Source organism: Corynebacterium sp. Marseille-Q2823 (assembly GCF_903645345.1).
In the GTDB taxonomy this organism is placed as follows: Bacteria; Actinomycetota; Actinomycetes; order Mycobacteriales; family Mycobacteriaceae; genus Corynebacterium; species Corynebacterium hiratae.
The window spans coordinates 153657-165792 of the sequence record NZ_CAHJXS010000004.1; the positions used below are offsets into that span (position 1 = coordinate 153657).

General features: G+C 64.2%; 7 protein-coding genes and 1 pseudogene. 3 read left to right on the forward strand and 5 right to left on the reverse strand.

From position 1 onward, the window contains the following. Positions 1-118 precede the first annotated feature (118 nt). From HWX44_RS06275 to HWX44_RS06290, 4 genes are all read right to left on the reverse strand, one after another. Positions 119-1594 (reverse strand): SpaH/EbpB family LPXTG-anchored major pilin, encoded by a 1476-nt coding sequence (locus tag HWX44_RS06275; protein WP_175973748.1) that lies wholly within the window; start codon positions 1592-1594, stop codon positions 119-121. 652 nt (positions 1595-2246) lie between these two features. Continuing rightward, entirely contained in the window at positions 2247-4028 is a 1782-nt protein-coding gene (locus HWX44_RS06280) for an ABC transporter ATP-binding protein (RefSeq protein WP_175973750.1), read from the reverse strand. A 3-nt stretch (positions 4029-4031) separates the two neighbouring features. Further along, the gene (locus tag HWX44_RS06285) at positions 4032-5723 is read right to left on the reverse strand and encodes a VanW family protein (protein WP_175973752.1); all 1692 of its coding nucleotides are present in this window, start codon (positions 5721-5723) and stop codon (positions 4032-4034) included. A 34-nt stretch (positions 5724-5757) separates the two neighbouring features. Next, a complete protein-coding gene (locus HWX44_RS06290) occupies positions 5758-6819 on the reverse strand; it encodes a glycoside hydrolase family 3 N-terminal domain-containing protein (protein WP_070744211.1) in 1062 nt (353 codons plus the stop codon). A 58-nt stretch (positions 6820-6877) separates the two neighbouring features. Here HWX44_RS06290 and HWX44_RS06295 point away from each other — a divergent pair, with 58 nt between their 5' ends. The 3 genes and pseudogenes from HWX44_RS06295 to HWX44_RS13285 all read left to right on the forward strand — a co-directional run. Further along, a complete protein-coding gene (locus HWX44_RS06295) occupies positions 6878-7381 on the forward strand; it encodes a universal stress protein (RefSeq protein WP_046647573.1) in 504 nt (167 codons plus the stop codon). A 31-nt stretch (positions 7382-7412) separates the two neighbouring features. Further along, on the forward strand, positions 7413-7610 hold the full coding sequence (locus HWX44_RS06300) for a DUF2613 domain-containing protein (protein ID WP_010188604.1): 198 nt from the start codon (positions 7413-7415) through the stop codon (positions 7608-7610). A gap of 49 nt (positions 7611-7659) precedes the next feature. Then, positions 7660-9030, forward strand: a pseudogene (locus HWX44_RS13285) (alpha-(1->3)-arabinofuranosyltransferase domain-containing protein); the annotation flags it as partial. Between the two features lie 1845 nt (positions 9031-10875). Here the strand turns inward: HWX44_RS13285 and HWX44_RS06310 are convergent. After that, a complete protein-coding gene (locus tag HWX44_RS06310; protein ID WP_254868137.1) occupies positions 10876-12087 on the reverse strand; it encodes an acyltransferase family protein in 1212 nt (403 codons plus the stop codon). Positions 12088-12136: the final 49 nt, after the last annotated feature.

The window sequence follows — 12136 nt, forward strand, 5'->3', positions numbered from 1 at the left end:
GAACTGCAATCTATTCTTAGCCCAGTCCCCTTACTGGGTCGAGCACCCTACGTTGGTTACCCGACCCGCAGTGCAGACCATCATGGACAGTCTGCACCACCGGAACTATGCCCGGCTATTAGTTACGTGCGGTGCGACGAGCGAACCAAGCACCAGCAGCAACAATCGCCGCGCCAATAGCAGCCAGGATGCCCACACCGGCACCACCGGTCATCGGGAGGTTCGGCGTACCCTGCTTGATGTTCTCAATCTCGGATACGAGGGTGATCGCATCGTCACCCTCACCGGTCTCCGCGATATTCTCGCGGGTGAAGTCGATCTCAATCGGGCTCTCCAACTTGGCGTAACCAGCCGGTGCCTTCGTCTCGACTAGGCAGAACTTCTTGGTAGCCGGTGCTTCCTTGTTGTCCTCGAAGTCGGTGACGTGCAAGCCATCGATGGTGAAGGTACCGTCGGCGCCGGTGGTCCAGTTCTCTGCGTTACCAATCTTGATCTTGGAACCCAGGTCGGAGGCCGAGGTGCACTGATAGAGCTCAAACACAGCGCCTTCCAGGACCTTGCCGGCTTCCTTGCCGTCCTTCTTCACAACCTTCAGCTTGCCGTGATAGGTCACGACCTCGTTGGTCTTGTTCTTGACCTCGTTGCCGGTGTTCGGGTTGTTGAAGATGACATCAGCCTGGTTCTTCAGCTCGGTGGTGTCGCCCACTTCCTTGCGCTTGACCTCGAAGGTCAGAGACATCTTGTCACCGGACTTAACCTTGGCAAGGCCCTGCTCGGTCAGGGTGACGACGAGCTTGTTGCCGCTTTCAGCAGGGTTATTGACTGTATAGTCGCCCTCGGCCAGAGTCGTCTCACCAGCCTTGACCTCAGTAACCTTCTGGAAGTCCAGGCGCTTGTCCAGCTGGTCCTCAAAGCGGAAGGCAGTCAGACTCTTGCCCTCGCCCCAGGTCGGAGCGTCAGCGTTAATGGTGTAGGTGTATGCGTCCTGGATGTTCTGATCAGCATCCTTGACAGTCTTCTCGGTCGTGGTCTCGGTGTTCTTCGGGTAAGCCACCACATCGTAGTTCCACGCATCCCTTGCCTCGTTGACCATCGGTACCGACACGATGAACGGAGCGCCAGCAACGATACCGTCCGGAGCCTTAGTTTCCTCTACCAAGTAGATACCCAGCTCCAGGCCGTCGAACGCAGCTTTACCATCGTCATCGGTGGTCGCGTCCTTGACGGTAGAGGTCTTATTCTCTTCGTTGACGTCTGCAGCCGACTTCGGGAACGTGGACCAATCACCGTTCTGGAGGTCATAGTTCAGCTTGGTGATCTTGTAAGTCACGCCAGCCAGCGGATCACCCGGCACGCCTTCCATCTCCTGGCCGGTAGCCGCAGTACCCGACTCGGCCCCCTTCTTCTTGTGGAGAGTAATCGAGCCCTTCTTGGAGAAATCGATGTTTGCCTTGTTTACAGCACCCTGCTCAACGACAGGCTGCTCAACAGCAGTACCGTCTTGCGCCAGGGCCCCCGGAGCGGAGATACCCAGAGAAAGGCCAACGACGGCAGCGAAGGTAACCGAACGAGCGGTACGAGAGATCTTATTCACGGAAACTGGTCCTTTACACGAGTCCTACAATGAGACACCGCGCCTCATTGACTATGCGCAATCCACTCCGCACTGTTCACAGATCGCGGCCCGACGCATCGCTAAGAATCTTTCGCCCGTTGAGAGAAACAATTCTGAGAGCAAGAGGTATCTACGCAGGCCTCCAGCTTTGACTAACGGCAGCCTGTGGATTACATAGCTAGATCTTATACTCAGAGGCGAAAACAAAATACCCGGCAAATACTTGCCCCCTATAAAACCAGCTAGCCCCCCCCTGATAATCCCCAACGTCCATTCTTGTACAAGAGATCATTTTCGCAGTTAAACTATAGTTTTCGCAGCCACCACCCCACGATAGAGTGAGAACTACCACACCACCCCCTCAAGGGGGTAAATCCACCCAACTTTACGCCCGTCACATGCGGAAAAGCCAATATACAGAGTAAGCCTTCCGGGCAGAGTGTCGCGCAATAGCAGAGAACTTGACCATTAGCCCCGCCAATATTGGCAGGGAGCCAAAACCTTTGACGCGCAAACAAAAAGGAAGCGTCAAGGGGACAGCTTAGGCGCGCTCGAAACCATTTATATTCTCAGTTTCTAACTGAGCACACGACCGATCGTTGATAGCATTAAGATTCCTTACAAGCGCTCGTTAAGAACCTTCAGTGTCAGCTGCAGCACGAAGGAGCGCGGCGTAGGCGCCGTCGCGCGCGAGCAGCTCGGCGTGGGTGCCACGCTCGACCATGCGGCCGGCATCGAGGACGACGATCTGGTCGGCATCGCGGATGGTGGACAGGCGGTGCGCAATGACCAGGCGGGGCGCATCAGCGCCGAGAACTGCTTCTTGGATGGCGCGCTCGGTTTCGTTGTCGAGGGCCGAGGTGGCCTCATCCAGGATGAGCACTTGGGGTTGGCGCAGCAGCGTGCGGGCCAACGAGAGGCGCTGCTGCTCACCGCCGGAGAAGCGGTAGCCGCGCGATCCCACGAGAGTATCCAACCCGTCGGGAAGCGCGGCGATGACCTCGTCCACGCGCGCGGCGTTCAGCGCCGTCCACATTTGCTCCTCTTTGGCATCGGGCTGCGCGAAGAGGAGGTTCTCCCGCACGGTGCCGTGAATGAGGTAGGTCTCCTGAGAGACCACGCCGATGACCTCCGCGCGCTGCGCCGGCGGAATATCGCGCAGGTCTACCCCACCCAAGCGCACGGTGCCTTCGGTAGGGTCAGCCAAGCGCGCCAAAAGGGCGGCCACCGTGGACTTACCGGAACCGGTATGACCCACCAGGGCCGTGGTGGTGTGTGCGGGGATGGAAAGGGAGACATCGCTCAGCGCGTCGGTGTCGGTGCCGGGGTAGCGGTAGGAGACGTGCTGGAGGGTGAGGGAGGCGTCGGCAAGCTGAGCGGGCTCGGTGGCCTCGGTAAGTTCGGGCTCTAGGTCGAGGTACTCGAAGATGCGGCTGAACAGCGCCATCGACGCCACCCACTGCGCGCCCACGTTGAGCAGGCCGGTAATGGGGCGGAAAATCTGGGTCTGCAGGGTGGAAAAGGCAATGAGCGTGCCAATCGTAATCCCCGGGCGCAGGCCGGCCACCAGGTAGATCAGGGCCGGCATGACCCCGAAAATAATCTGGGTGAGTGCCATGCGCCAGCGCCCGGCCAGCTGGGACTCCAGCTCCAAGCGAATGAGAGAGCGGGAGGTTTTCTCAAACCCGTCAAACACCCGCTCCTGCGCGCCCAGCGTGGCCGCCAAACGCATGCCGGAGACTGACAGGTTCTCCGAAATGGTCTGCTGCAACGTCGCCTGCGCGCGGCTGTTTTTCTCCATGAGGCTGCGGCGCAGCACGGCGGCGCGGCGGGTCAGCCACACGGCGGGCGGCAGCACGATGAGGGACAGCAATGACAGGGTTGGCGAAAGCGCCACCATCGCCACCAACGTGGCCACCGTCATGGTGAGGTTGCTGGCCACGGACGTCGCCGTGGTGGTGACCATGCCGCGCATCGCCGCGATGTCATTGGTCAGGCGGGATTGAATCTCACCGCCGCGGTTGTTGGTAAAGAACTGCAGCGACTGGCGCTGCAGGTTGGCAAAGACCTGCGTGCGCAGCTCGTGCATGATGGTGTGCCCCACCCGCGCCGACAGAAAGGACTGGATACCGCCGATGGCCTGAGACACCACCGTGAGGGCCAGCATGCCGCCGACGAGCCACAAAAGCAGCGCGGTGTCATACTGCGGGATGGCCTCATCCACGGTACGGCGCACGAGGAAAGGCTGCGCCACGGTCAGCCCAGACGTCGCCACGATGAGCGCCACCACCAGCAGCAGCGTGCCGCGGTGCGCGGCAAAAAGGCCGGCGACGCGAGCAAACTTCACCGGGTGCTGGGCCAGCTGATCGACGTCCGCCGGGTCCTTCACCGCGGTGTGCATCGGCCGCGTCATGGCTTAACCGCAGGTAACGATGGGCTGCGGATCGTACACCGTGGTGGTGGTCTCCCGGGAGATTTCCTTGCCGGACAGATCCTTAATCACGCGGGTATCGGACGTCGTAAAGCCCGGCGCGCCAGACGACGGCGAGCAGTCCTCGCTCACAGACTTGCGCTGCGGCTCGGTCTTGGCCCAGCGGCCGTTGTTGATGGACTCCACCTCCACCGTCTTCACGCCCTTGAAGCGCACGGTGATCTCGCTGCCGAAGTCAGTCTCGATGCGCACCGGGTGGTTCGAGGTGTTCTTGAACTGCAGGTCAATAGCACCTTCGTAGACGGTGGCCTCGCGGCCGGCCGGGTAGCGAGAAATGTAATAGGAGTGCGGAGTGTGTGCGACGTCCTCCATCCCCGCGAAGTAGGCCGCGTTGTACAAGGTGGTGGCGAACTGAGAGATGCCGCCGCCCACGGCCTTGCCCGCGTGGCCGTCGATGATGATGCCGGATTCCACATAGCCCTGCGCGGTACCGCGCGGGCCGGTGTAGCCGTTGAGGGAGAAGGTCTCACCCGGGTTGACCACGGCACCGTTGACCTCCTGGGCCACCAGGCGGATATTGGTGCCGGAGGCCCCGGAGAAACCGCCGGTAGAAAACTCGGACACGGTCTCATCGAAGGTGGCCTTCTCTGCCATTTCCGTGGTGAAGTCTGCGGGGTCCGGCTTGTAATCGGCATCCCATTCGCGGTCGTCCTCGCTGCTCACACGGTCCTCGAAGCCCTCGAGGGTCTTCTCCCAGTCGATGATGGAGCCATCCACCGAGGGCGTGATCTGCTTGTCGTTGCCGCTGAAGGAAATTTTGGCGTTGGTGCCGGGCACCTCGGAGCCTTGCATGCGCTCTTGGAAAAGCTCGCGCGCGCGGTTCTTATCCACCTTGAGGCGTAGCTCGCCATCCTCCGCGGCGATGGAGACGAACTGGGAAATCTCCGGCTTGCGCAAGGTGCCGGTGGTGTTGTTCTCGCCCTTCAGCGTGAGCGGGTTATCCAGCGCGCGGGCGGCATCCCCGGTGCGCATGGCCTCAATCGCCTCATCATTAATCTGCGGCTCCACCACCATCGGCTCGACCTCGACGCCCTCGGGGTCGAGCCAGTGCTTGACGACGCCCTCGTGCAGCTCTCCCTCTTCGACTGCCTGGCCGAGCTTGGGTTTGGTCTCCTTGAGGGAGCCGTCGATAAGCTCCAAGTTTCCATCCTCCGGCTCGATCTTCAGATCGTTGCCAACACGCTCGAGTTCTCCGGAGAGCTGGCCCTCATCGACATCCACGGCGACAGGGATCTCCTGGGTGGGCTTGATGAAGCTGTACAGGCGCGAGAAGGGGTTCAGGGAGGCATCAGGAATGCCGTCGACGGCCTTCTGGTAGTTCAGGCTCAGGCCGGAGTCCTGGGGGATAAGCTGCGAGCTTTTCTCCCCGGCGCGGATATCCACGGGCTGGGCCGCGACATCCCCGAGTTCCTGCTCCAGCTTCTCCACCGCGGCGGTGCGCTCCATGCGGGAGATGTCCACGCCGCCGACCGACGTCGCGCGCGGAACCTTGTGCTGGTTGGCCATCACGTCCCACGCGTAGGCGATGCCGGCGATGAGTAGGAGGCCGACGAGCACGCCAAGAGTCACCTGGAGCCCCTTGCGTTGCTGCTGCCTATGTCCGATTGCCTTTTTCACGTGTACGAGATTAACGTCTGCCAGCTGGTTTTTACTAGTCGCGCTCCTGCTGGACCACGACTTCGGCAGCTGCATCAATGACCGCGTTAATGTCCTCGTCGGTGGACCACAACGGCATATCGGCACCTGCAGCAAGGGCTGCGGCCACGGCCTCCGGCACGCTGAAGTTCTCCGAAATAGAGGCCATTCCGCCCAGGTCATCGGTGTAAATCGTGCCCTCGAAGCCGAGTTCCTCGCGGGCCAGCTGGTAGGCCCGCGGGTTGAGGGAGGCAGGCTCCTCGCCGAGACCAGGGACCACGAGGTGTCCCATCATGAGTGCTGCTTCCGGGGCTTGCGGGAGAGCGTTGTGAAAGGGCACGAACTCGTGTCCATAGAGTTCTTCCAGCGGCGGGGTCACCGCCTCCCCCAGGTGCGTGTCCCCGGAGGCGCGCCCGTGGCCGGGGAAGTGCTTGAACACGGCCTTCACACCGGCGGCCTGCAGCCCGCGGGCAAAGGCCGCGCCATACTCGCCGGCGGCCTGTGGGTCGGTGGAGAAGGCGCGGTCACCGACGACCTCCAGGTCTCCCCCATCCACATCGAGCACGGGGGCGAAGTCCACCGTCACGCCGTGGGCGCGCAGGCTGTGGCCGATCTCCGTGGCCAGGGCCTCGACCTCCTCCGGGCTATGGCCTTCCGCCATGGCCTGCGGGGAGGGGTAGTCTCCCAAGATTTCGGAGAAGCGCTGCACGCGCCCGCCCTCGAAATCGATGGAGACTTCAAAGTCGCGCCCCATCTCCTCACGCAAAGCGTTTACTCCCCGCGGGCCATCGCTCAGCAGCTCGGGGTCGGCCCAGCTCGGGATGAAGAGCCCGCCCACGCCGGCCTCCAGCTTCGCGCGCGCATCGTCATAGTTCAGCGCAGGCGGCATGAGCTTGGCGGCGGCGCGGGCGCGGACGTCCTCGGGCGCGGCTTCCTGTGGTGCCGCATCGCCCGACGCGGCGCTCGGGGCCGCGGCGCTGGATTTGCTGGGCGGGGCGTCGGAAAGCTCAGGCTCCGTACTGCACGCGCTTAGCGCACAGATAGCACTCAACAGGAGGGCGGGCATAGCTTTTTTCATGCCCACCAGTGTGCCTGAAGCACCCGCACGGGCAACAACCGGTTGTTAGGATGGCCACATGAATAACGGAGAGACCATGCTCATTGCCTATGACGGCTCCGACCGCGCCGACCGCGCCCTCGAGTACGCCGCGCGGCTTCTGCGCCCCACCGACGTCGAAATCCTCACCGCGTGGGAGCCGTCCGCGCGCCAGGCCGCCCGCGCCGTCAGCCGCACCGGGCTGCACCAATCCACGGTCTCGCCGGAGAGCGTGGAGGATGATCCGGCCTACGAGGAGGCCCTCGCCATCTGCCGCCAGGGCATCGCCAAGGCGGAGACCCTGGGGCTGAGGGGCCATGCCCACCTGGTGGAATCTGTGACGACGATTCAGAGCGCGATTGTCGACGCCGCCCAAGAACTCGACATCGACGTCATCGTCACCGGCACCCGCGCGCTCACTGGCTTCCGCTCTTTGTGGAACAACTCCACCGCAGAGTACATCGTGCGCAACGCCGGTCTACCGGTCTTCATCGTGCCGCCGGAGAACGACGATGAGGACGACGCGGAAGAAAGCGACTCCTAAAGGCAGCTTTTAGCTGCTAGAATCTGGCGCCATGGCATTCGACAGCGATTCCCTCAACAAGCGCACCCTGGGCCCGGCCCTGGGCAGCGCGGTCGTCGGCGTGGCGCTGGGAGTCGTAACCATCCTGGGCATTGCCCAATTCTCGCAGGCAGATGCCGTACCGAACGATAACTCCGTCAAGGCCTCCGACGCCGTGATGGGCGGGCCGGAGTACGGCTCCCGCGAGTAGCGTGCGCGCACGCATCGGGGGGCTTTTCTTTTTAGCCCTCGTGGTTCTGGTGCAGCCGTGGGGGCTGACCGCCGCCGATACCAAGCACGATCTGGTGGCCAACCCGGCTGGGTTTTTGGCCGGCGCGCTGCATGCTTATACCGATACTTTCACGCTGGGCCAGCTACAGAACCAGGCCTATGGCTATCTCTTCCCGCAGGGCTTGTTCTTCTTGCTGGCGGATCCACTTCCGGATTGGATAGCGCAGCGCGCCTGGTGGTTCCTAGTCCTGGCCGTGGGCTTTCTGGGCTTCTTCCGCGTGGTCCGCACAGTGCTTCCCGCCGCGCCGGGCTATGCCGCACTGATGGGCAGCCTCCTCTATGCGCTCTCCCCGCGCACGCTGACCACGCTGGGTGCGATTTCCTCGGAGACCTGGCCGGTCATGCTGGCCCCCTGGGTGCTGCTTCCCTTCCTGCGGCCGGGCCGGCTGTACTGGCGGGATGCCGCGCCCTCGGTGGTGGCGGTGGCCTGCATGGGCGCGGTCAACGCCACGGCCACGCTGGCGGCTTGCCTACCGGCGGGTGTGATTCTGCTGTGGCGGCGCGCGAGCAAGACTGGCCTGGCCTGGCTGGCCGGATGCGCTGCGGTATCCGCGTGGTGGATTACCCCGTTGCTGATCCTGGGCCGCTATGCCCCGCCTTTTACGGAATTCATCGAGTCCGCCGGCGTGACCACGCGGTGGCTCAACCTGGCGGAAATCCTGCGCGGCACCACCAGTTGGGCGCCGTTTGTGGATACCGAGCGCGTCGCCGGCAACGAGCTGGCCACCGAGCCGGTCTTCGTGCTGGTCACCGTGTGCGTTGCCGCCTTGGGCCTTATCGGCCTAGCGCGCCTGCCGCGCCTCTGGTCTGCGGTGTTGCTCATGGGCGTGGCCGTGCTCGGCACGCATGCCGCGTGGTACCTCGACGCGCTTGATGGGCCGCTGGCCGCGCTGCGCAACGTGCACAAGTTCGACCCGCTGGTGCGCATCCCACTGGTACTCGGCGTGGCCGCGATTGCCGCCCGGGTGAGGTTGCCGCGGACGTTGGCCCCGAGACGTCGTGAAGCAGCGGGCCTTCTGGTGTGCCTCGTGGTGATGGGCGCGACCGCCCCGGCGTGGGCGGGCAGGCTGCTGCCGAAGGGGGCCTACGAGGAGGTGCCCGGCTATTGGCAGGAAGCCGCTTCCTTCATGAACAGCCTGGATACGCGCGTGCTCATCTACCCACCGGCCTCCTTTGCGCGGCAGGACTGGGGCTGGACGCGCGATGAGCCGGCGCAGCCGCTTCTCGACGTCCCCTGGGCCGTCCGCGACGCCGTTCCCCTCATCCCGCCCGAGGCCATCCGTGGCATGGACGGTGCCATGGCGCAGATTGAGCGCGACCCAGCCACGGCGCCTTTCGTGTTGCAGCGCCTGGGCATCGGGGCCGTCGCGGTGCGCCACGACCTGATTTCCGGTTCTTCGGCCCATATTCCAGGCGAGGTCCACACCTTCGGGGAGGTCGATGTCGTCGTCTTCGACCGCGACCTCTCCATGAACGTGACACCTGCGGATCCGCCGCGTGTGGCGGGCGGTGGGGAATCGCTCGCGCTCCTTTCCGGCCCGCATGAGCTGGTCTCCTCCGACGCGGACATCGTCACCGATACGCCCGCATTGCGTGACCGCAACTACGGCACGCTGACCGGCCCGGTTTCCGCACCGCTGACCTCTGGCGACCCATCGACGGTGCGCAACCGTCTGCGCGACTACCCCTCCGCCGGCCCGCTGACCCAGGTGGTGGAGCACGATGGCCGCGTCACCGCGTCATCGTCTGCCGCGGATGCCTCCGCCTTCGGCGGGGCGAACCCGGCGCGCTCTCTCACGGCGGCCGTCGACGACGAAAACTCCACCGCCTGGTGGCCAGCGCCCGGCGATTCCGGCTGGTTAGAGCTGCACTCCGACTCTTCGTGGACCTCGCCCACGCTGCGGCTGATGACCACCGGCACAACTGAGGTGACCATCCACAACGGTGATTCTCAGGTCACGGTCACGATGGAGGCCTACCGCGCCCGCGATATCCGCGTGCCCGGCGCGCAGGCCTCCACCATCCGCATCGAGCCACAGCGCCGCACCGGGATTGCCGAGGCCTCCGTCGTGGACCAGCCCACCCCGCGGCGCATCGTCACCGTGCCCGATACCTCGCCGGATGCCGAACAGTTCCTCTTCCAGCAGGACCACGAACGCATTCTCATCCGTTCCTTCACCGTCCCGCGCGATATGACGGTGCGGGTCTCCGGTGAGAAGACAGTGCTTATCGACGGCTCCCCCCACGCCCCCAACACCACCTTCGGCCTACCCGCCGGACAACACCTCCTGCGCACCACCGGCGATTGGGCAGCGTTGACCGATACCGCGTCCTCCTTGCCCGATCCCCTCCCCGCCTCCTCGCGTGCATCTTCTGCGGATTCAGCCACTTCTTCTAACCAGGCAGCCGCCGCAGCCGGGTCCTCCGCCGACTCCGGCTATGCCCCGCTCGCTTCCGGCGAGCCCATCGAGCCCGCCGACCACGACCGCCTCCTTATCACCGGCCGCGCCTTCAACGAGGGCCTGCGCGGCGAGCTGCGCTCCCGCAGCACAGCCGCGGTCTCGACGTCAGGTTCGGCACAAGACTCAGCGCCGGACTCAACGCCGGCCTCCAGCTCGGAACCGCAGGCCCTCGAACCGCGCTCCATCGATGCCGACACGCAAGCCTTCCTCATCCCCGCCGGCGCTAGCGGGACCTTCCACATGTCCTTCGTGGCTGACCGCGCCTACCGCGTGGCCGGCCTGCGGCCGTCGCGCGCTGCCACCGCTGTCGCGTCATGGCCGCGCCTGCCTACTCCGCTCCCCGCCACTCGCCTCCCAACGCTCCCCCCGCTTGTGTTGCCCACTCGTCCACCTCGGCGCGTGTCCTTCTGGCCCTGCTCATCGCGGCAACGATGGCGCTCGTCGCGCTGCGTTTCCGCGGCCGCGCGTGACGCTGGACACGTTGCGCCCCGACTACCTGGCGGCGCGTATCGCGCGCATGCTCGCCGCGCCCGGCCCACGACGGTCGCCGGCGACTCGCCTGTGCAGCTGCTTGTGTCAGCCACACGTGCACTGCCTCCCACCGCCGGACGCCCAGGCCGGCTCGCCCAATGTTTCAAAGGCATTAGTCGAGGTGTCTTTGGGTCAGAAACCATCTGCGGCGATGTAAAGGTTTGTTTGAAGCGTTTGAACATGCTCGAAACGCTATGTGAACAGCCCACCGAACCAATCGGAGCCAGCGGCGCTGGCGAGGGATCCGGAGCCCACGGTAGCGGAATGGGATCCGGAACTGGCAGAGCTCGCAGAAGCGGAGCCGGCAGGGCTATCTGCCTGGCGCGGCAACGAACGCGGAACGGTGATGCGACCGCGTGTAAAGGCGAGGGAGCGGATGAGGTCGCGGCCGGGGACCTCGACAAGCACGTAGGTCGCAGCAGACAGCACGCAGCTGACCACCACCGTAAAAGCCAGCACCACCGCGAAATCCCAGGCAGCACCCGAGAAGGCAGACACGCCCAACAGCGGGAAAGCGATGGCCAGCACCGCCACATGCCACATGAAAACCCCATAAGACCAGCGGCCCAGCGCCCGCATCACAGCGGAGGAGAGCCAGCTTTCGCGCGGCGCCAGCGCTACCGGCACCACGATGCAGGCCCCGCACACAGCACCCACCGCGATACGGCGCGCAAACTCGCCAGGTTCCGGGTGGACCAACCCCTGCGGGCCGAACCACTCGCGACTAGCCAGCCACACGCAGCCCGCGGCCACCACCCAACAAGCGGGCCGCACAATGCGCCCGGCGCGCAGGCGCACCCCAGCCGCCTCAGCCTCCGCGGCCAACATTCCCACCGCGAACCACGAAAAGTACGCCGGCGGCCAAATCTGCGTGTTGATATCGCCGGATTCATAACCGGCGACAAAGGGTAGGAAGCCCCACAACAGACTCAGCACGCTAGCAACCGCAATGAGCACAACCCGCCAACGCACAGAAAACCTATCCAATCCCCACGCCAACAGCGGCAACACCGCATAGAAGGCGAACTCCACGCACAGCGACCACAATTGCGTAAGCCCGGGAACCAGGCCATCGGCAATATAGAGCTGCGTACCAGTCAGGTTGGTGATGACTTGCGGGAGGGTTAAGGGGGAGGCGTCGGGAAGCAAGGCGAGTACCGCCACCACGCACACCACATACAGCGGTGCCAAGCGCGCCACGCGGGAAAGAAGATACTGCCGCGCCGTGTGCGCATGCCGCCGACGCCACAGCAAGAAACCGCTGAGCACGAAGAAGACCGCCACCCCATAATCCAAGCGCTCAGCCCAGGCCCAGCCGGTTGCCGTCTGGAAGGACACGTGCGTGATCACGACCGCCAACGCTGCCAGCGCACGCACGCCTTCGAGCTCAGGGAGAAAGCGCATGGCCCACTACGATACTATTTCTGCAGTGAATCCCTCGACCGATCGGAGC